Here is a 21,357-nt window from a genome sequence, read left to right as displayed (position 1 = left end):
GAATGGCAGTTCGCCCGGTTCGACCCGACGCGCCCAGGATCTCGTGACACCGCGACCCCCAGGAACAGCCTGAAAGGATCGCGACACGCATTTCCGGGAATGGGCCCGGTTCGTCCGCTCGCCGCCTTTTCATTTCTATTGCGACGAGTTTGATTCATGACTTCTCTTCCTTGGGACCAGGATCCCAAACCGGCACACGACAAAACGAAGGAATCCAAAGACACGACCTCCCCAACCCCAAACCCGCGGGAACCGGGCCTCCCCATGAGCCGGTTCCGCATGCGTTTCGCCGTGCTTCGGCGCGCGAAAGCGCCACACTTTCCCGGTCACTTGTGGCGCTCGATGTTGACCCGCCACTGGCGCAACCACTTCTGCGAATTGGGCCACGGCACCTGCGTGGGCTGCGAACACCCCCGGACCTGCCTGTTCGGCCAACTTTTCGAGAATCAAGATCGCGACTTTCAAATGCCGCTGGTCCGCGGTTCGAAGCCGCCCAACCCCTGGGTGATCCGGCCCAGTCTCAAGGCGGACTGGCACCAGTTGCTCGTCGGCCGCACGGTGGAGGTGGACTTTTCACTGTTCGGCTCGGGCCCCTACGACGTGGCGCGACTGTTCGACGGCCTGCAATCGATGCAGGCACGCAGCTTTCAGTTCGGGTCGGGCCGTCTGCGGCTGCGACGCGTGATCCAACTGTCCCTCAGCGGCGAGCGGCTGGCCACCTGGGACGGCGCCTGGCAGGAGCCGCCTCAGACTCCGGACGCGATGGTGATTCCACCGGCGCCGCGCCGTGTCCGGCTGGTCTTCGAAACGCCGACCCGGTTGAAATTCGCCAAGGAACTGGTGTATCCCGACACCTTTGCCTTCCACATGATGTTCCGGGTGTTGACGCGACGGATCTCCATGCTTTGCGCCTGCCACGGCGGCAGGCAACCACGAGCCGACTTCCGGGCCCTGATCAAGGAGGCCGCAGCGATTCGCGGCGTCACGGCCGATCTGTCCTGGCGCGACGGCGATTTCCCGGGCAAGCACAAACGGGCCATGGGCGGCCTGGTCGGAATCCTGACCCTCGAAGGTGATCGGCTCGAACCGTTTTGGCCCTGGCTTTGGCTGGGTCAGTTCGTCGGTGTGGGCAAGGGCGCGCCCATCGGCCTGGGACGCTACCGCTTGGAGGTGGAAGACGCCGTCAGGTCACCTTCCGAAGAATCTCGCGGCACTGTTTGAGCACCAGGGCCTGGTAATTCGGCAAGAGGTTGGGCTCGCCATCGGCGATGGGCGTCAACAGCTCGCGGGCCTCGCGCTTTTTGCGCTGGTCCAGATACAGCTCCGCCAGATAGAGGTGGTTCAGGTAGAAATCGGGTCCCAGGCGCACCGCCTCTTTCAGAAGTTGCTCGGCCTTCTTCTTGTCGCCCTTGCCCACCGGCCACGGTGGGCATTGGTGATAGAAACGGCCCATCAGGCGCAGGGGCGCGGCATGGAAAAAGAGCTTGTCCAAATCCATGGACTTGCTGCCGAATTTAAAGATGTCGTCCAAATAGAACAGGCTGGACATGATGCCTCGGGCCACGCCGTGGGAGCCCATGTTGGCCGCGTACCACAGATTGGCCTCGACCGATTGGGGCAGCAGCGCTACCGCCCGCTTGCCGTAGTCCACACCCTCCTTGTGGTAGGTCTCCTTGTCGGCGTCGTCCACGGCGACGTCGCCCAACCAGAAGAGGGCCTCCGACAACGCCGTCGCGACCTCACCCTCCCGCGAACCGTTCAGTTCGGGAACCAGGAGATCGCGACATTTGAGAAGCTGGCCGCGGTAATCGCTGTCGCGCTCGGCCAACAATTTCAGGCCCTGTTCCAGTCCGGAGGATGCGGCCTTGGGCGCGGGTGCGGCGGGTTGCGCCACCGCCGCGATCACGGGCTTCGCAGCCGGTTTGGGCGCGGCCGGCTTGGGGACTGGCGCGGAGGCCTTGGCCTGGCCGGTATGGCGCGACGAGGCCGCCGGGGCGGTATGAGCGGTCTTGGCCGATCCGCTTCGTACGCCCGTGGATTCGGCGCCCTTGGGTGACCGGCCCCCCAGGGCCTCCAGCAGGTAGTCGGTGTTCACGTTGCCGTTGTCGTTGATCATGTCCAGCAACTCGATGATCTGACGGTTCTGTTCGATGAGTGTTTTCTGCCCCTCCGCGAGACTCTGGACATCCGCGCCCGGTGTCGAGGTCAGGCCTCCGCTTTTAAAAGCCAGGCGAATCACGTAGAGCATCGCCAAAATCATGACGATGTTGACGACATTGCCGATCAGGGCGTCGAGTTCGCCGCTCACGATCATCTGCCAGGGAGACTTCTCGCGGTCACCTTGAAACAGCAACAGGCCGGAGAGCAGGACGGAGGGTGAAAGCATGCAGCACTCCTCGATGTATTTCGAAATGAAGGGAACTGTGAATGGCGATTCTAGCAAGTTCCAACCGGAAACGCAGGATTTTCGAAACGGGTCCTCCGGATCTTTCCGAAAGCCCAACCGGGCAGGTCAGCCGAGCTGGGCGGCAAGGTCCTCGGGCTCGGTGACCGGCGCCCGGCAACTGAACTGCTCGCAGACATAGGCCGTGGCTTTGCCGTCGATGGGCTTCTGGCCGGCAGCGAACGGCGCCAGGTCGGCCAGGGCCGCGTCGTCGGGATCGTGCAGCAGGACCACCTCGAAGGGTCGAAATCCCTGATTCACGCGCTCGATCAAGGCCTGCGTATCGGCCGCATCGCGCGCACCGGCGATGACGATTTCGCGACTGCCGCCGGCCAGGAAGTCGAAACCGCAAATCGCGAGATTGTGGCCGGAGGGCCCCGTGCGCAGCGACTGCCCAAATGCCGCAGCCGTCTCGCGGGCCGCTTGATCCAACTCCATCCGTCCCGTTAAACGGCTGAGTGCGGCCAGGTTACAGATCATCACCGAATTGCCTGAGGGCAGCGCGCCGTCGTAGATCTTTTGACTGCGGACGATCAGTTCCTCGCCATCGTCGGCGGTCAGGAAAAAGCCGCCGTTGTCTCCGCGGAAATGGTGGAGCGTCGTTTCCGTGAGCGCCAATGCCTCGGCGAGGTAACGGGTCTCGAAGGTGGCGCGGTAGAGCTCCAGCAGGCCCCAAACGACGAAGGCGTAGTCGTCCAAGTGGGCCGGTAGCCCGGCATCGCCCAGGCGCCAGCGCTTCAGCAGGCGCCCGTGCTCGTCGCGCAGATGGGTCAGCAGGAAATCGGCGGCGCGCCGTGCGGCTTCCGCATACTTCGGCGTTTGCAGGTAGCGAGCCCCCATGGCCAGTGCGGCGATCATGAGACCGTTCCAGTCGGTGAGGACCTTGTCGTCCTTGAGCGGGTGGATGCGCGTCTCACGGTGATCGAACAGTTTTTGTCGACAGGCCTCCATGCGACTGCGCAGATCGGCTTCATCCAGTTCCAGCTCGGCGGCGAGTTCCGGCCAGGTCTTGATCAGGTGGGGGATGTTGTCGCCCGTCTTGCGACCGGTCGCCTCTTCGCGGAAGTTCCCCTCGGGCACGATGTTGAACACCCGATTGAACAGCGCGCCATCGGCCTCGCCCAGCACCGCCACGATCTCGCTGGGGCTCCAGACATAGAATTTGCCTTCGACCCCCTCGCTGTCGGCATCCTCGGCCGAGTAGAAGCCGCCCTCGGGCGCGGTCATGTCGCGCAGCACGTAGGCGAAGATCTCGTGGGCGACCTGGCAGAGCGCCGTATCACCGGACGCCGCGTGGGCTTCACAGCAGGCGATCGCCATCAGCGCCTGGTCGTAGAGCATTTTCTCGAAGTGGGGCAGCAGCCAGAAGGGATCGGTGGCATAGCGGTGGAACCCGAAACCCACGTGGTCGAACACGCCGCCACGGCGCATGTGATGGAGGGTCGTGAGGCACATGTCGCGCGATTTTTCCGCGCCCGAGCGGCGCCAATGACGCAGCAGCGTCGAGAAGTTATGCGGCGTGGGGAACTTGGGCGCCCCCGAGAATCCGCCATTGCGCGGGTCGTAGGCACTTTCCAATTGTTCGGCGGCGCGCTGGAGCATATCGATGCCGTCCAGTTCGGCGTGTTCGGCGCTGCTTTGGCCGGCGACGTACCGGGTCAACTGCTCGGCGTTGGTCTCCACGTCCTCGCGATTTTCCTTCCAGAACTCGGCCACTCGCGGCGTGAGTTCCATCATGCCGGGCCGTTGACCCACGCCGTGCTTGGGAAAATAGGTTCCCGTGAAAAACGGTTTGCGGTCGTGGGTCAGCAAGGCGGTCAACGGCCATCCACCATGCCCGTTCATGGCAAGGCAGGCCGTCATGTAGATGTCGTCGATGTCGGGTCGCTCTTCCTTGTCGACCTTGATGCACACGAACACCTCGTTGAGGCGGGCCGCGACCTCCTCGTCCTCGAAGCTCTGGTGCTCCATCACGTGGCACCAGTGGCAGGTGGCGTAGCCGATGGACAGGAAGACCGGCACGTCGCGACGGCGCGCCTCGGCGAAGGCCGCTTCGCCCCAGGGATACCAATCCACCGGATTTGCCGCATGCTGCAACAGGTACGGGCTCGATTCGAAGATGAGGCGGTTGAAACGAGAGCCGCCATCGGCGGGCAGGGCGGCGATTTCTTCCTGCGAGGGAAGCGTCGGTCTCTGGCGAGGTTGATCGGACATGGTGGCTCCTAGGTACATCGGTTGGGACGTGGAAACGAGTGCCGCGCACGCGAGAGGACGCGGATCGAAGGGACGGATTGCAGGGGCGACATCGGGAGGGACGCGCATTGAAATATCGCGTCGATGCCAGGTGGTCCGGCGGTAGGGGAATCGGCGACCGTCCGCCCTCACGGCGGGTGTCGCCACCGAGCGGGATTTCGCGAACGGGGGGTTCGCGGCTTTCGTGAGCGATTGACGTAACTCAGTTATAATAGTCGCATTTTCACATCCAAAGACCAAAACATGGGAGGCTCCCTCTTGAAAAAAACGTCCGGACTCCGCATCGATCCTCAGTTGTCGATCAGCCTCTCCCTGTTTGCCGTCCTGGGCGTGGTGATCGCTTTTTTCAACAAGGCCGTGGGAACCGAATGGGGATCCTTCGTCTTGGTCTTGAACAACACCTTCATGAACATTTTCGTGTTCGGCATCGTCCTGGTCTGGCTGGACAAGAAACAGCGCAGGCGGCGCCTCACGAAGACCTATCTGGAACAACTGGAGGATTTCCGATTTTGGCGCAGCGAGGAGGGCGTTTGGCGCAAGGTCGGCATCATGCGCAGGTTGAAGGAGTTCGAAGAGCCGCTGCCGTCACTCAAGGGCATGGAACTGGAGCATGCGATCCTCGAAGATTTCGACCTGCGCGGCCAGATTCTGGATCACGCCAATTTGTGCAAGGCCTTCCTATGGAAAGCCAAACTGACGCGTACTTCCTTGGAGCGCGCGGTGCTCGAGCGGACCTACCTGGAGCAGGCGCACATGGAGGGCGCCAACCTCACCAAGGTCTACGCCGGTATGGCCGACTTTCGCGAGGCCAACATCTCCCAGGCGAAGTTGGTCTGCGCCAATCTGGAATTGGCCCTGTTCATTCAGACCGAAGCGCGGCAGTCGGACTTCGAGGGCGCCAATCTGGCCGGTGCCCAATTCGACGGCGCCGACCTCTCCGGATCGCTGTTCCACCGCGCCAACTTGATGGGCGCCGATTTCAACGGCGCGATCATCGCGGACTGCGACTTCCGCGGGGCCGAACTGTCGGGGGCCAAGAATTTGACCATCGACCAACTGAAGGGGGCGCTCATCGACGAGTCGACCCATCTACCCGACACGATGACCACCTACCGGGACACCCTGTTGGAATCTCTGGCCAAACGCGATTTGGCCCCCGTCGCCTCCAATTTCCAGGGTCAGGTGCCGGCCTACCGGGCCAAGCCGGACATGGAGGACTTCGCCCGTTGCCGCGGCCGCCTCGACATGTACTGATCGCAGGGTGGAGGTGGTTGCTTCATAGGTGTCGTGATCTTTATACAACAGCTTTTTTCACCACGGAGTCGCCGCCCAGGCCGGGGGCCGGATTGCCGGACCACCGAGTTTCAGGTGGGTAACTAATCGAAGCGAATCGTTTGGGAGTTCCCGCATTTGTGAGAGGGGCGTCGTTGCAGTAAGTGCCGGGCCCACCCAGGGCGCCGGGCCGACATTTTTCGACGAACTCCCTGCACATCCGCTTTTTTAGGTTTTTATCTTTATCTTCGAGCTTTACAGAGTTTGTTACAAAAGAGCCACGCACCAGCGGGCTAACCCGCTCGATTTCGAGAATGAAACAAGGCAGAGTGAGCTAGCATGGTGGTCCCGGCTGCCTGAGAGGGTTGTCATGCCAGGTAGGTGCGACCGCTGGTCGCACATTCCAAAACTCCTGCTTCTATTGGTGCTTCGCTCTTTGGCGTCTCGCATCTGCGGAGTGTGGATCGCTTCGAAGTGTCGGCCGGGCCGGCCAACCTACTGCCGCGCCGATCCTCAAAGCATGCGGGAACTCTGATCATGGATCGCTTCGACAAGTTCATCCGGCGGATGAACCTACCTGGCACGACGAATCTCTCGGCATTCGGGGACTCCAAGCAAGTTTGTTTCAAGAGAGTTCACAGAGTTCCCGGAGGCGATACAGACACGCAAGGTTCTTATATCCAGCACTTTGCGCTTGATGTTCTTTTTCGACGAAGTCGCGGGTCACCGTAGAAAACCGGCGGGCGGGATTCGAACCGTGGTATCTAAATTCGTGTATATCCGTGGGATCCGTGGACAAAATTCATGGAATCGAACGACGAACCCGGAAGGTGTCTATTGGGTAGTTTTTGTCTCCTCAGTCCCTCGGTGTTTATCGCCGCGATTCCCGTGAACATTCGAGAAACCAACCCGTTACGACTCACCCATCGTTAATGGAAAGTTAACCCTGTAATCATAGGTGAGAAAAGACTTACGCATGAACACCCCTGCACCTATGGAAAACCCCCGCCAGGCGACGGCCGAAAATAAAAAAATCCAATCGCGGGGTTCGCGGCGTAATGGCGTGTGAAACCCCCCAACTACCCCATCGATAGCTCGCCACGGTTCTCGGTCTCTGGGGTGTTGTGGTGGCACCACGTCTTTAGGAGGCACCATGACGGCTCCGATGCGCCGCAATGTGTTTTACCCGTTTCTCGTGTCCATGGCCCTGCTCTGCTGTTCCACGCTCCTGGCTTCAAGTCACCGGGAGGCCCCGCACACGCTCGAGCTGCCCAAGACCGACGGCACCGATTTCTATATGTTCCGCAGCTACGAAGAGGGACGCGAAGATTACGTCACCATCATCGCCAATTACAACCCGCTTCAGCTCCCCTACGGCGGACCGAACTATTTTCTCTTGGACGAAGACGCCCTATATGAAATCCATATCGATAACGACGGTGACGCCGTGGAAGACATCACCTTCCAATTTCGCTTCTCCAACAACCTGGCGGAGAACTTCACGCTCCCGGTGGGCGATGAAGGCGCGACCGCCAATGTCGCGATTCCCCTGGTGCAAATCGGCGCGCTTTCCGCCGACAACATTCCCAACGGCAGCGTCGTTCAGGTCGAAGAACGCTACACCCTCGACGTGATCACGGGCGATCGCCGCACCGGCGCCAAAACCGCCGTCACCAACGCCGAATCGGATGCGACGAGCTTCCTCAAGCCGTCGGACAACTACGGGTCCAAATCCATTCCGGATTACGCGGCCTACGCCGACGCCCACGTCTACAACATCGCACTCCCGGACGCATCCACCGGGCGCGTCTTCGTCGGCCAGCGCCAGGAAGGCTTCGTCTTCAACATCGGCAAGGGCTTCGACCTGATCAACCTGAACCCGCTGGGTGCGGTCGACGCGGAATCCTCGGCGTTGCAACAGGTGAACATCACCTCGATCGCCCTGGAAATCCCGATCTCGTACCTGACCCAGGGCAGCGAAACGGTCATCGGCGCCTGGACCACGGCCAGCAAGCGCCGCAATCGCGTGCTGTTGTCCGAAGGGAAACCGGTGGGCAACCCGTTCGGCGATTCCTCGGAAGGCACGACCTCCTTCGACAATCCGGACGTGGAGTTCGGACGCTGGCACCAAGTCTCGCGGCTGGGCAACCCCCTGGTCAACGAGGTGGTCATCGGCCTGCCCGACAAGAACAAGTTCAACTTCAGCGAACCCATGAACGACGGCGATTTCGCGACCTACGTGACCAATCCGGTCTTCCCCGAGTTGATCGAAATCCTGTTCGGGGTGACCGCGCCCAATTCATTCCCCCGCAATGACCTGATCCAAGTGTTCCTGACCGGCATCCCGGGCCTGAACCAACCGGCCAACGCGACCGCTTCCGAAATGCTGCGCCTGAATACCGCGACGCCGGTAACGGCGCGCGCGGACCAGAACCCGCTGGGCGTTCTCGCCGGCGACAACGCGGGCTTCCCCAACGGACGCAGACCGGGCGACGACGTGATCGACGCGGCCCTGCGCGTGGTCATGGGTGTCCTGCTGGACGAAACGGTGGCCCCCTCGGGTCAAGCGGCCTACACCGACGGCGCCTACATCGACGCGCGCCTGTTCGGCGGGGGCTTCCCGTACCTGAACCACCCGATCGACGGCTCGAGCTTCTAGGAGGGCATGCACGATGTTGAAATGGTTTTCCCTGTGTGTGTTCGGGTTGTCGCTCACGGCCTTCGCCGGTGGGCACGGCACGACCTGGATCCCCCATCTCTCGGCAAACGAACAATTCAAATCCACGATCTTCCTGCGCAACGACTCATTCGACGCTCCGCTCACCGTGACGGCCACCTTCTTCGCTTCGGACGGCACCACTCCCTCGGTTTCGCTCAGCGACAGCGACGGCCCGCGAAGCGGCGTTTCCGAATGGAGCGCGACCTTGGCGCCCCAGACCGCGCGCGTGATCGAGCTGGACTCGGTCACCGGTGGCGACAACCGCAGCGTTCAAGCCCGGATCACCGGTGTCGATGGCGCCGGCAACGAGTCCGAGTTACTGGCGATCGAAGCGGCCTTCGCCCTCTTCGACGGGACCAACGTGGTCTCCAAGGTCGGCGTGGCCGTTTCCGATCCTTCCACCTTCTTCAAAGTGAACCTCAACAGCACGGAACTGCGCGGGTTCGGTGTGACCAATACCGACGCCGCCCAGGCATGTGACTGCACCTTCACCATGGTCGGCGGCGAGGGCCAACAACTGGCGACCGCGATCGTGTCCATTCCGGCGCAAGGCAAATGGCTGGGTGTGGTCGAGGACCTGTTCCCCACCGTCGGCGAATTGTTGGGTTCCGAATTGGGACACATGAGCGCACTCTGCAGCGAATCGGTTTCGGTGCAGGCCCTGGCCTTCAACGAAGGCGTGATGTCGGGCGTCCCGGCGACCGGTTTCCAATTCGACCCCTGATCGGAGGCCAGCCCGAAAGGGCGCCCTTCATCCCGAAACGCGAGCAATGATCCTCCTCGACCCCTTTGGAGGAACAGGTTTCGGGCCGGCCTCCAGCCAGTGTCCATCCGGATCGAGCGATCCCTCGCAAACGAGACTTCGCGCCTGGATGGGCACCGGTTCCCGGCACTGGCTTCGGGCCCCGACGACACCGGCTCGCCACCCTTGACCCGAAGCCGGTCCCCCGGTGGTCCCATCGGACCACCTCATTTCTTTTTCCGGAGTAGAGATTCATGAATGGAAGTATCGAGACGTACGGCCGGCACGGCCTTGGACACTCCCCCACGAGGGTTTGGATCCTCGGGTCGTGGTTGGTGTTGTTGGTGGGTGCCCCTCTGTGGGCCCATGACTTCTGGCTGCAACCGGCCCAATTCCACTTCGAGAAACCGGGTCCCTTGAAAGTGTATGCCTACATCGGCGACCACTTCGAAGGGGATCGCATCATTCCTTCGCCGCAATTGGTGGACACCTTTCAATTGATGACGCCGACCGCGTCGCGGGACCTGATTCCCGGGATCGGCACCGATATCGCCGGCGTGGTCGCGGTCAAGGAGCCGGGCATCGCCGTCGTCGCCTACCGCGGCAAACGATCCCACCTGCGGCTTTCCCCGGCGAAATTCGAAGCCTACCTGGCCGAGGAAGGCCTGGACGACATCATCCGACAACGTCGCGAAACGGGACGCACCAAAGAGCCAGGCAACGAGGTGTATTCGCGCTGCGCCAAAGCGCTGATCTGCACCGGTGATGCCGACGCGGCCGAAGCGAGCGATTACGGCCGCACCATCGGCCATACCCTGGAGCTGGTGCCGCTCACCAATCCCCTCGCCTTGAACGACGAACAGGTCCTGCGGATGAAGCTGCTTTTCCGGGGAACACCCCTTGCGGACAAACGCGTCACCGCCTATTGCAAGGATTTACGGAACCGACCCGTGGTGGCGCGAACCGATGCCGCAGGCGAAGTGACCCTGCCGCTGAATCGAGCCGGCATCTGGATGGTCAAGGCCGTCCACATGGTTCCACTGGAGGCCCCACAGGAGGTGGATTGGGAGAGCTTCTGGACCTCTTTCACTTTTGAATCCAAGTATTTGAAAAAAAATCACACCGCATCGCATTGACTCGAGATCCAACATGTCCACCCTCGCGAATAGAAAAGAAACAGCCGAAAGGAGCTTGGATGACGCAAGCTGTCAGCTTTTGTATAATGGGTGGAACATTTCATGGTGGACAACATCTCGAGTACATCTCGGAAGAGCAAACGGTGATCGGTTTGGACCAGGGCGGTCACACGAAGGGACAGCCTTTGCAACAAGAGATCCGATTGGATGCATCGAATTCAATGGAACAATTGATGGCGGACATCCAGGGTGGTAGCGAAGAAGCGCTGGAGGCGCTCTACGATCTCACCAGTGGTCGCGTGTTCGCCATTGCCTCGAGAATTCTCAACAACAAGGAAAGCGCCGAAGAGGCAACCCTTGACGTCTACACCAAAATTTGGGAGCATGCCGATAACTACGACCCCGCTCGGGGAAGTGTCACCGTTTGGATTTCAACCTTGGCCCGCAATTGCTCACTTGACCTCCTTCGCAAGGCAATGCGGCAAGCTCATGGGGCCCAGGAATACCGTCAGGCAACCATCCCCGCTCACTTGAGCCCCGAAGCTTTTCAGGCCCACACCGAGAACAAGCACTTCATTCATCAGGCCATGGCCAAGTTATCCCACTCCCAACAACAATTACTGCTGGCCTCCTACTTCGGCGGGTGGAGCCATGCCGAAATCGCCGGCTTGTTGCGGCTCCCCCTCGGCACGGTCAAAACCCGTATTCGCAACGCCCTCGCGTTGCTGCGCGATGACTTAGGACTGACTTAGGGAGCTTCATGTCCAAGCCCGATTTCAAAGACGACCCCATCCAGGAAGTAATGGAGCGCCGAACCGAGCATCCGGATGCTTCCTCGTTCCCACCGCGACATCCCGAATTGGAAACGCTGATGCACCACATCGGGCACATGGTCGAGGACGTGGCTCCGCCTCCCGAATTGAAGGATCGTCTGCGGGCGCGTATCGCCAAGCGAAAGGCAGGGGCGCAAGCCAAAGCGGCGCCTTCCGAGGAGCGACTGGCGCCTGGCATCACCTGCCTGCGCACGAACGACATGGATTGGCAGGCCACCAGCTTTGCCGGGATCACGATCAAGGTGCTGCACCTCGACCGCGAGAAGCGCCAAGTCACCAAACTGGTGAGAATGGAGCCGGGTGCATCCTACCCGGGTCACCTGCACGCGGGCCTGGAGACCTTCCTGGTTTTGGAGGGCGACATCTGCGGAGAAACCATTTCGTTGAAAGCGGGAGACTACTGCCGGGCGGAAGCGACGAGCGTCCACGAACATCAGTGGACGCAACACGGGTGCATGCTGCTGTTGACCGGCAGTTTCGACGACGAGATCATCGAAGACAAGGAGACCGAAGGGGCCGGCGTCTAGTTCGGTAGAGTTTTGGAGATTGGGTTCGCATCGGTTTTCTGGGTGTGGTTTTTTAGTATTTTTTTTACCACGGAGTACACAGAGCTCCCGGAGGATGGATTGTACAAGCGCACACCATAGTCAAAGGTGTGACAGCCAAGTTTGATACCTTCCAATGACATGAAATCCGCAGCACATGAAGCATGTCGACCATGATAATCGAGCTGAGATCCATTTGGGTTAATCACATTGGATCTACCTATCAGCAACAATTTTCTGCTCAATCGTTTCTCAAAATTTCAGCGAAGGTTTAGGAAAGAAAAGCGCTTCCCTTTTCAAGCGACAAATTCAAATAATTTAAAAAAATTTCAATAAAACGAAGCCAGAGAAGCCTACTACCATTATCTCAATACACCTCACACACCGAACAAGGCCCCAGATATCTCCCTAATTCAAATCTTTAGGGGTATATTTTCCGTGTCCTCTCCGTGAACTCTGGGCACTCGGTGGTAAAAAATTACGTATTCGTGTCGATCCACCATGCGGCGTTTGAAGGAAACCGCAATCTTCAGGGTACCCGCGGGGCCGATCTCCGCAACCGGCCGTCCGAAACCGGCCCTCCGCAACCGGCCCTCCGCAACCGGCCCTCCGAAACCGGCCCTCCGCGGGCAGGGTTCCCCCACTCAATCCTTGACGCGTTTCACCAGGCGGTCGTTCAACAGCCACAGCGCGCCGATCACGATCGCGAACTGGAACAGGCAACTCGCCAGCACGCGCCATCCGCTGCCGGCCATTTGGTACAGCCACCAGCCCAGCAACACCAGGCCCTCGACCAGCACCAAACCCATCGCCACGGTGAACCATTTGCCCGGTTTGATGAAACCCGGGTTGCGATCCAGCATGTCACCCGCGAATTTGGCCGGTCCGTAGATCCACACCAGGATGTTCAAAAACAGCCCCGATACGATCAGACCCACCGCCCAGACGAAATCCTGGTCGTCGAAGATCTTGTCGCTGAGCGCACTGGGCGCACCGATCAGGATCGCCATCACCAAGGTGATCACGATGGCCCTTCTGCGCGGCACCCCGAAATCCATGAAGAACCGCGTGCTCAGCTCGAGCATAGCCACCAGCGAGGTCAGGGCCGCAAAGGCCAAGCCGCTGAAAAAGAGAATGTTCAAGACGGGTCCACCTTCCATTTGACCGAACAGCAGCGGAATCACCTGGAAGGCGATGCCTCCCTTGGAAGAGGCCCCGCTGATGTAGGCCGCGCCCTGCGTCATGAGCGCGAACGTGGCCGGGAAAATGAGCAGGGCCACGATCAATTCGATGCCGTTGTTCCCGCTGCCCGTGGCCATCGGCGTCGTGATCGGGTCCTCGTCGTCGCGGGCGTAGACCGCGTAGGACAACATCAGGCCCCAGCCGGCACCCGTGGACCAGGCCGACTGGGTCAGACCCGCGATCCAGTGCTCGGCACTCATCAACTTGCTCGCATCCACATCGAACAGGTATTGCAGCCCGACACCGGCGTTGGGCAACAACAGGGCGTTCACCGCACCGATGATCAGGATCAGGATCAGCGCCGGGATCAGGATCTTGTTCAGCCACTCGATGCCCTTGGTGCCGCGGTACACGAAGAAGCCGCCCAGCAGCAGCGCCGCCACGTGGAAAAACAGCGCCTGGGGTGTGCTGCGAAAACTGTCGAACAGGGCCACCGATTGTTCGGAGCCGATGCCGTTGAGTTGGCCGGTCCAGGCGAGAATCAGATATTTCAGGGTCCAGCCGGTGACGACCGCGTAGTAGCACATGATCAACATGGTGCAAATGCTGATGAAGCCGCCCATCCAGGCCAATTTGCGACCGCCGAGTTTGGCGAAGGCGCCGAAGGGGCCCTTGCGCGTGTGTTGGCCGATGGAGAGCTCCACCATCAGCAACGGGACGGACCACAGAAACAGGAAAATGATCCAGGGGATCAGGAAGGTGCCGCCGTCGTGTTTGGCAACCTCGCGGGGAAACCGCCAGATGTTGCCGGTGCCCACCGCCATGCCCATACAGGTCAGGATCATGGCGATCTTGGAACTGAATCGTGGTTGGTTGTCCAAAGTTACGGATTTCGAGGAATTTTGGGTCATGCTCTTTCTCCAGTAGTTTAGAAAAAGGCCATATGCGGGGAAACAGATTCTTATCTTACCCGAAACTTGTGCCATTCCAAGTTCTGAGGCTTCGACTTTCTCATGAACGCGTTATAGAATGCCGTTGATCCCGATTTCTTGTGGACTGGAATCACCATGTCACTTCCGCCATTTCACCTCGCATTCCCGGTCACCGATTTGGACGCGACACTCCATTTTTATCGCGACATCCTCGGTTGCGCCGTGGGTCGGCGGGCGACGCGCTGGATCGATTTCGATCTGTTCGGCCACCAAATCACCGCCCACCTTCGCGAGGCAGGATCCGACGAGAGCCACAATCCCGTCGATGGCAAATCGATTCCGGTGCCGCACTTCGGAGCCGTGCTGCCCTGGGAGCAGTTCCACGCCTTCGCGGACCGGTTGGCGCACCTCGACGTGCCGTTCATCCACGAGCCGCAGGTCCGATTCGCCGGTCAGGTCGGCGAGCAGGCCACGCTGTTCGTTCGCGATCCCAACGGTAATGCACTTGAATTCAAAAGCTTCAGAGACCCCGCCCAGATGTTCGCCGTGGATGGATCACCGGAACCACCGGCGTAGCCGCCTGCACCGGTCGCTGGATGCTCGATCCCTTTTCAATTTCGATGGCCGATTGGCTTCCTCTTCATCGCTCCGCCGAACACAACCGGCATCTCTCCTGTTTCCCCGTTCCCAATGCGACGCGACATTTCACGGTCAGCCCACCGGAGCTACGGATCCGGAAGACGAACTAGGAGAAGCTCATGTCCCCATTGCAAAGCACACCCATGACCAACGTGGATGCGGCCTGGCGCCACATGGAGGAACCCGACAACCTGATGATGGTCTCGGGCGTGATGCATTTCGAGAAACCCATCGATCCACAGCATTTGCGCAATACCCTGCGCGAGCGCCTCTTGTCCTACGCACGGTTCCGCCAACGCGTGACCGACAAGCCCATCCTCAAGACCCCCCACTGGGAAGAGGATCCCGATTTCGACCTGGAGAAACATATCTCCGAAGAGACGCTGCCGCAGCCCGCCGATCGCCAGGTGCTGCAAGCCCGCTGCAGCGAGTTACTCAGCCAGCCGCTGGATTTCAGTCGCCCCCTGTGGCACGTCCACATCCTGCACGGTTACGGCGACGGCAACGCCCTGTTCATGCGCATCCACCACTGCATCGCCGACGGCATCGCCCTGATCTCGGTGTTGATTTCCCTGACCGGCGACAGCCCCGAGACCTCGATGGCGGAGCGCAAACCCAAACGGCCCCGGCTCAGCAGCACCGGCAACCTGTTCCAACAGGCGGCCAAGGCCTGGGACACCACGATCAAGGTATCGGAGCAGTTCGTTCAGGAGAGCATCGGCGTGCTCAGTCACCCCAGCCGCATCCTCGACCTGGCCAAACAGGGCACCAACGGTGCCTTCCAAGCGGCGAGCCTGGTCTTGAAATCGCCGGATCCCCAGACGATCTTCCGCGGCGAACTCAGTGTCGCCAAGGTCGCCAGTTGGTCGAACCCGGTCTCGCTGACCGACGTCAAGGCCATTCGCAAGGTCACCGGCGGCACCGTCAACGACGTGTTGCTGACGGCCATGACGGGTGGCCTGCGCCGCTACCTGATGGATCGCGAGGAGGATGTGTCCGACCTGAATTTTCGCGCCGCGGTGCCGGTCAACGTGCGCCCCTTGGACAAAATGGAGGAACTGGGCAACCAGTTCGGCCTGGTGTTCCTGTCGCTGCCGGTGGGCATCGCCGACCCGCTGGACCGCCTGTTCGAGCTGAAGAAGCGCATGGACTACATCAAGGAGTCCGGCCAGGCGGTGGTGGCCTTCGGCATGTTGAAAGCGGTGGGCATGACCCCCGCCGACATCCAAAAGATCATCGTCAACGTGTTCGGCGCCAAAACCACCTGCGTCATGACCAACGTACCGGGTCCCAAACAGCCGCTGTACCTGGCCGGCAGCCAGATCAGCGACATGATGTTCTGGGTCCCCTGTTCGGGACGCCTGGGCATGGGCATCAGCATCCTCAGTTATGCCGGCCAAGTGCGCTTGGGCGTGGCGACCGATGCGGGGTTGATTCCCGACCCGGAGCAGATCATCGAAGGGTTCTACCGGGAAATGGACGAGTTGATGAAGCTGGTTCACCAGGTCGAGTGAACCCGAGGGGGTGCGGAACGCCGGCCTCCCCATGGGGCGACACCGGCCGAACGCACCCGCGCCGCGAAACTCCGGATCGGTGAGGAACCCGGTCGAGAAAGGCCCTGAACACCCACGAGAACCTAAACGAATCAGGATATGACTATGAACCCCACGGGCTTGGCCCTGATCGGCTACATCGCTTGGCTGCTGCTGTTGGTCACCATGTTGGTCCTCATTCGCGCGACCTGCACCCTGACCGGCAAGAAGGCGGCCAACGATTTCAATCCCAATGGTTTGGACGTGTCTCCCTTTTCCGGCCGCCTGTGTCGCGCCCACGCCAACTGCTACGAGAGCTTTCCGTTCATCGGCGGCCTGCTCATGGTGGCGCTCGCCACCGACGCCACGCGGATCACCGACGGCCTGGCGCTGCCGCTGCTGGCCGCACGCCTGACGCAATCCTCGATTCACCTGATCTCCACCAGTGAGCTGGCCGTCACGGTTCGTTTCATTCTGTTCTTCACCCAAATCGCGATCTGCCTGTGGTGGAGCTGGCGATTCGCCGTCCTGTTCCTCGGCTGAGGGTTCGCCCCGCCAAACCGCGCCGCCCTCCCGAACGCGCGACCCGACCTGCCCTGTGACGACTTACTTGATTTCGAGGTACGCCATGGCCGATCTGCAGTCGCGACTTTCCCAACTCTCGCCGGAGAAACGGCGCCTTTTGGAGCGCCGCCTGGCCCAAAAGGACCGGGCCCACGACCCCGGTCCGGCGCCGACGAAGGCGCCCGACACGCCCGCTGCGGCGGAACTGCCGGACCTGAGTGTGTTCTTCTTTTCGGCGGATGCCCGCGCGGAGGCGGCCCGGGCCTACGATTTCCTGATCGAGGCCGCCCGGCTGGCGGATCGATTGAGGTTCAAGGCCATTTGGACACCCGAACGGCATTTCGAGGATTTCGGGGGGCTGTATCCCAACCCGAGCGTGCTGAACGCGGCGTTGGCCCGCGAAACACGGCACCTGGGTCTGCGCGCGGGCAGCACCGTCCTACCGCTGCACGGACCGGTTCGCGTGGCCGAGGAGTGGGCCCTCGTGGACAACCTGAGCGGTGGCCGGGTGGGGCTGTCCTTCGCCACCGGTTGGCACGACCGCGACTACGTGATCCGCCCTGAAAATTACGCGGACCGTCGCGAGCTGATGTTCCGCGGCATCGAGCAGGTGCGCGCTTTGTGGCGAGGCGAGACGGTGCCGATCCCGGGAGTGGGCGGGCGGGAGGTCCCCGTCCGAACCCTGCCGCGTCCGATCCAGCCGGAGCTCCCGGTGTGGGTCACGGCCAGCAGCGAGCGCACTTGGCGGCGCGCGGCGGCCATGGGTGCCAACATCCTGACGTCGCTCATCGGGATCACCTTCGAGCAGTTGACCGAATCGATTCACCGCTACCGCCAGGAGCGCGCCCAAAACGGATTCGATCCTACGACCGGCGTGGTCACGGTCATGGTGCACACCTTCGTGGGCGAGAACGAGGCCGAAACGCGCGAGATGGTGCGCGATCCGATGAAGTCTTATCTCAGCCAGTTCGTGGCCCAGCTCGGGTCGATGGCTGCCTCACCCCAAGGCTCCGCCGAGACGGAGGACCTGGACTCGGTGCTGGAATTCGCCTTTGCGCGCTACTTCGACCATTTCTCGCTGCTGGGTACGGCCGACAAGTGCGCCCGCGTGCTGGCGAAGCTCTCCAAAGCGGGCGCCGACGAGGCCGCCTGCCTGATCGATTTCGGATTGGCGCCGGAGACGGTGCTCACCGGCCTGGAACGCCTGGCGGCGATTCGCGGCGGGGTCGAGGTCGGTTCGGATCGGGTGGGCTCTTCCGTTTGAGGGTCGGAGGAAAAGGAATTGTGCAGGTGGTTTCTGAGAGGGAATTTCTCCACAGGCGCTGTGTTATCACTGCATAAGCTATTTAAAACCATAGAGTTCACAGAGATCACCGAGTCAACCACGAATCACCCCTGGTTTTCGCCGTTTCACCTGCGATCTTCCAAGAAACTACCGCTTACTGGCTCATCCTTGGCTAAAAATTTCTGTCCACGAATCACGCAGATTGACACGAATTGAAAACCATCCTCGGTTCCCGTATGCCAGGTTTACTGGATGACCGGCGGAACTGCGGCGACCATTTCGGGGAATTGCTTTAATTCGCGGACCACATTGTCCTCTCGACCCGAACTTGGCCCAAGTGCCCTGGAAACACACCGTTCGGGCTGGGGTCATGCTAGAATCATCAGCCCTTTCGACGTCCGATCGAGTTCGTTTCCAAGAGGTCGTTGATGATTGCAAAAAGAGCCGTCACGCTTATTTTTTCAGTATCAGTTTTGATTCATTGCAGTGCGCCTGCCCCGGAACAGGTGGGCAAGGATGGCTGGCTCGCCGGAAGCCCCGGCGAACAGATGCACGAGGTGGCGCGCCAGTTGCGCGGCAACGATGTGGCCATGTGGGAGATTGGCTATCGCTATGGCGAACTCTATTGGGCAGGTAGGGAGGAAAATTGGGATCTGGCCGCCTACCAGCTCCAAAAAATCAAGAAGAGCATGGACCTGGCGATCGTAAGACGCCCCAAACGCGCAGAATCCTATGAGGTATTTTTTGCAAACGGGTTACCGCCGGTAACTCGGGCCGTCGACGCCAAAGACGGAGAATCCTTCGAAGCAGGATTCCAGGCATTGACCACCGCCTGTAACGCCTGCCACATCGCGGAGAACCTGGCCTTTTTCCAGGTGCGCCAACCGGTGTATCGACCGGCACCACTGGGCAGCGACGGAGAATAAGCGTATACGCTTGAACACACCCATCAACCTCTCAAGCGATTGGTGCCTATCTCAGTACACTCTGTGAACTCTAATATGTAACAAACTTGCTTGGAGTCCCCGAATGCCGAGAGATTCGTCGTGCCAGGTAGGTTCATCCGCCGGATGAACTTGTCGAAGCGATCCATGATCAGAGTTCCCGCATGCTTTGAGGATCGGCGCGGCAGTAGGTTGGCCGGCCCGGCCGACACTTCGAAGCGATCCACACTCCGCAGATGCGAGACGCCAAAGAGCGAAGCACCAATAGAAGTAGGAGCTTTGGAATGTGCGACCAGCGGTCGCACCTACCTGGCATGACAACCCTCTCAGGCAGCCGGGACCACCATGCTAGCTCACTTCGCCTTGTTTCATTCTCGAAATCGAGCGGGTTTGCCCGCTGGTCCGGGGCTCTTATGTAACAAACCCTGTAAAGCTCGAAGATAAAGATAAAAACCTAAAAAGGCGGATGTGCGGGGAGTTCGTCGAAAAATGTCGGCCCGGCGGGCCAACTTACTGCAACGACGCCCCTCTCACAAATGCGGGAACTCCCAAACGATTCGCTTCGATTAGTTACCCACCTGAAACCCGGTGGTCCGGCAATCCGGCCCCCGGCCTGAGCAACGACTCAGTGGTAAAAAAAATACTAACGCATCATCCCCCTGCATCTACGAAGAACACCCCTCCGAACGAACCACCACAAAACCCTGACAAAATTGCCACCGAATCGTCAAACTGATTGACGTTTCGGTAACAACTCATCTGCCCGTTCCCCCTAAGGTTGTATTTCAAAAGCACTTATCGGGTATTCCGAACGACCCGGATGCCCACCGGATACGCCGATACGGGAGGATGAGATGTGGTGGTTGTCGATGATGTTTGTGTTCTTTGGCGATAGTGAAGCAGACCGTTGGACGTGGAAGCAGCGCACTTTCGATGTGTATGTCAACGGCGAGGCACAGCCGCAAGCGCGGGTATATGCGAACAAGCCATTCAACGGCTATTTGCTGGTCCTCGATGATCGGACCACCTATATGATTCAGGCCGAAGACTCGGTGTACCGGGCAGCACGCCTCGAGGACCGGCCCTTCGAAGAAATGCCGCATCGCATCAGCCTTCAAAGCGAGCCGCTGGACATGCCTGCCGAAAGCCAACCGGCGAAAGTGATAGACGGGCGCCACTTGTTGTGGCGACAGGGTCAACGAACGCTATTGATGGCACGGCACGATGGGATCGAGGGCGAGCATGACGAAGAACGGCTTTGGCGACATGTCTCCTCCTGGCGGGATCTGTACGACGCCTACCAACCCGACGCCGACGCCATGCAACACCTGGGTGGCCTGTCCTTGAACGAGCCCCTGGAAATCCACGTGGTGTACGGCACCTGGTGCGGCGATAGCCGCCGCGAGGTGCCGCGCTTATTGAAGACCTTGGCCAAATGGAACCATCCCCGGATCAAGGTGCGACTCACCGGGGTCGCCAACGGCTTCAAACAGCCCTGGGAGGTCATCGGCGGCCAGAGAATCACCAATGTCCCGACCATCATGGTCCATCGTGAAGGGAAAGAGATCGCTCGTCTCGTGGAACATGCCCCCAGTGAAGCGATCGAGAAGGATCTTCCCGAGATGTTGCGCGGCACCTTCACGGCCCCCGAAATCAAAGGGGAGAACGACACACTGATCAGTCAGGGCCACCAGGAACACCAGGATCCGCAAGGCACCGCCCACCGCTACGAATACTGGCGGCTTTACCGCACCGCAAAGGGCGGCTACCGCATCAACGCGGGTATCGAGAGCGGCGAAACAACCATCGATCTGCGCTTGAAATGCAACGAGGAAGGCAAACCCACGTTTTGGGAAATCACGCGAAAGCGAGGACAGGACCTTCGCCGTTCGCGCGGCTTCGTTGGCAAAAAACGGATCACCGTCGTGACGCGCGGCAGCGACAGCGGTATCGTGCGCCAGGATCTGCCCCCCGGTACGATCGCCGAGTTGCACACGCCCTCGCCGTTCATCAACCGATGGTTGGCGGAACGACGTGCCGGCGGTGCCTGTCTGCAAATCACCGAGTTGGGTGCCGTTCCCTGCCAGGAGCATGCAGCCACAGCCACTCGAGCCAAATATCAGCCCGAAAAATGATGTTCCCGGCCAAGCAGCGGTGACTGCGGATGTTCACCCCCGAAGAAACGCGTGATTGGTTTCTTGCGACAGGGCAATTTTGTCCACGGGTCACACGAATGGACGCGAGTCAAAGCCTTTCGAGGGAACGGTACCCCTATGACCGCCGGTCATTCCAAACATCGGGATGGGATCCGAGGATGGTATTTTTCGTGTCAATCG

Annotated in this window: 16 protein-coding genes; 13 read left to right on the top strand and 3 right to left on the bottom strand. The window is 60.4% G+C overall.

Annotation, left to right across the window (positions count from 1 at the left end; all coding sequences use genetic code 11):
- Positions 1-156 precede the first annotated feature (156 nt).
- On the top strand, positions 157-1,221 hold the full coding sequence (cas6, locus tag J3U87_RS04240; RefSeq protein ID WP_237381787.1) for a CRISPR system precrRNA processing endoribonuclease RAMP protein Cas6: 1,065 nt from the start codon (positions 157-159) through the stop codon (positions 1,219-1,221).
- Here cas6 and J3U87_RS04235 read toward each other — a convergent pair.
- Both J3U87_RS04235 and J3U87_RS04230 read right to left on the bottom strand, forming a co-directional pair.
- Positions 1,184-2,386 carry a tetratricopeptide repeat protein gene (locus J3U87_RS04235; protein WP_237381786.1) on the bottom strand — a complete coding sequence of 401 codons (1,203 nt, stop codon included), beginning with the start codon at positions 2,384-2,386 and terminating at the stop codon, positions 1,184-1,186. The two genes, cas6 and J3U87_RS04235, sit on opposite strands and share 38 nt — an antisense overlap.
- Before the next feature lie 126 nt (positions 2,387-2,512).
- Positions 2,513-4,657, bottom strand: a complete 2,145-nt coding sequence (locus tag J3U87_RS04230; protein WP_237381785.1) for a thioredoxin domain-containing protein — start codon at positions 4,655-4,657, stop codon at positions 2,513-2,515.
- A gap of 297 nt (positions 4,658-4,954) precedes the next feature.
- On the opposite strand from J3U87_RS04230, the gene J3U87_RS04225 reads away from it, so the two are divergent.
- The 6 genes from J3U87_RS04225 (at position 4,955) to J3U87_RS04200 (ending at position 11,925) form a co-directional block, all read left to right on the top strand.
- The gene (locus J3U87_RS04225) at positions 4,955-5,950 is read left to right on the top strand and encodes a pentapeptide repeat-containing protein (protein WP_237381784.1); all 996 of its coding nucleotides are present in this window, start codon (positions 4,955-4,957) and stop codon (positions 5,948-5,950) included.
- Between the two features lie 1,171 nt (positions 5,951-7,121).
- Positions 7,122-8,627: a DUF4331 domain-containing protein gene (locus J3U87_RS04220; protein ID WP_237381783.1), complete on the top strand. Its 1,506-nt coding sequence runs from the start codon at positions 7,122-7,124 to the stop codon at positions 8,625-8,627.
- A 13-nt stretch (positions 8,628-8,640) separates the two neighbouring features.
- Positions 8,641-9,411 carry a hypothetical protein gene (locus J3U87_RS04215; protein WP_237381782.1) on the top strand — a complete coding sequence of 257 codons (771 nt, stop codon included), beginning with the start codon at positions 8,641-8,643 and terminating at the stop codon, positions 9,409-9,411.
- Between the two features lie 272 nt (positions 9,412-9,683).
- Positions 9,684-10,565 (top strand): DUF4198 domain-containing protein, encoded by an 882-nt coding sequence (locus J3U87_RS04210; RefSeq protein WP_237381781.1) that lies wholly within the window; start codon positions 9,684-9,686, stop codon positions 10,563-10,565.
- A gap of 59 nt (positions 10,566-10,624) precedes the next feature.
- On the top strand, positions 10,625-11,317 hold the full coding sequence (locus J3U87_RS04205) for an RNA polymerase sigma factor (protein ID WP_237381780.1): 693 nt from the start codon (positions 10,625-10,627) through the stop codon (positions 11,315-11,317).
- 8 nt (positions 11,318-11,325) lie between these two features.
- A complete protein-coding gene (locus J3U87_RS04200; RefSeq protein WP_237381779.1) occupies positions 11,326-11,925 on the top strand; it encodes a cupin domain-containing protein in 600 nt (199 codons plus the stop codon).
- A gap of 662 nt (positions 11,926-12,587) precedes the next feature.
- Here J3U87_RS04200 and J3U87_RS04195 read toward each other — a convergent pair.
- Positions 12,588-14,036, bottom strand: a complete 1,449-nt coding sequence (locus J3U87_RS04195; protein ID WP_237381778.1) for a sodium-dependent transporter — start codon at positions 14,034-14,036, stop codon at positions 12,588-12,590.
- 156 nt (positions 14,037-14,192) lie between these two features.
- Between J3U87_RS04195 and J3U87_RS04190 the strand changes: the two genes are divergently transcribed.
- The 6 genes from J3U87_RS04190 (at position 14,193) to J3U87_RS04165 (ending at position 21,156) form a co-directional block, all read left to right on the top strand.
- Positions 14,193-14,633 (top strand): VOC family protein, encoded by a 441-nt coding sequence (locus J3U87_RS04190; protein ID WP_237381777.1) that lies wholly within the window; start codon positions 14,193-14,195, stop codon positions 14,631-14,633.
- Between the two features lie 182 nt (positions 14,634-14,815).
- Positions 14,816-16,210, top strand: a complete 1,395-nt coding sequence (locus J3U87_RS04185) for a WS/DGAT/MGAT family O-acyltransferase (RefSeq protein ID WP_237381776.1) — start codon at positions 14,816-14,818, stop codon at positions 16,208-16,210.
- Between the two features lie 138 nt (positions 16,211-16,348).
- A complete protein-coding gene (locus J3U87_RS04180) occupies positions 16,349-16,771 on the top strand; it encodes an MAPEG family protein (protein ID WP_237381775.1) in 423 nt (140 codons plus the stop codon).
- An 85-nt stretch (positions 16,772-16,856) separates the two neighbouring features.
- Positions 16,857-18,056 (top strand): MupA/Atu3671 family FMN-dependent luciferase-like monooxygenase, encoded by a 1,200-nt coding sequence (locus J3U87_RS04175; RefSeq protein WP_237381774.1) that lies wholly within the window; start codon positions 16,857-16,859, stop codon positions 18,054-18,056.
- A 449-nt stretch (positions 18,057-18,505) separates the two neighbouring features.
- Positions 18,506-19,003 carry a hypothetical protein gene (locus J3U87_RS04170; RefSeq protein WP_237381773.1) on the top strand — a complete coding sequence of 166 codons (498 nt, stop codon included), beginning with the start codon at positions 18,506-18,508 and terminating at the stop codon, positions 19,001-19,003.
- A gap of 872 nt (positions 19,004-19,875) precedes the next feature.
- The gene (locus tag J3U87_RS04165) at positions 19,876-21,156 is read left to right on the top strand and encodes a thioredoxin family protein (RefSeq protein WP_237381772.1); all 1,281 of its coding nucleotides are present in this window, start codon (positions 19,876-19,878) and stop codon (positions 21,154-21,156) included.
- Positions 21,157-21,357 lie beyond the last annotated feature (201 nt).

The sequence above is a fragment of the Sulfidibacter corallicola genome (assembly GCF_017498545.1).
Lineage (GTDB): Bacteria > Acidobacteriota > Holophagae > Acanthopleuribacterales > Acanthopleuribacteraceae > Sulfidibacter > Sulfidibacter corallicola.
Note: the sequence above shows the minus strand (reverse complement) of the source record. Positions and strands in the feature narration are given on the sequence as shown.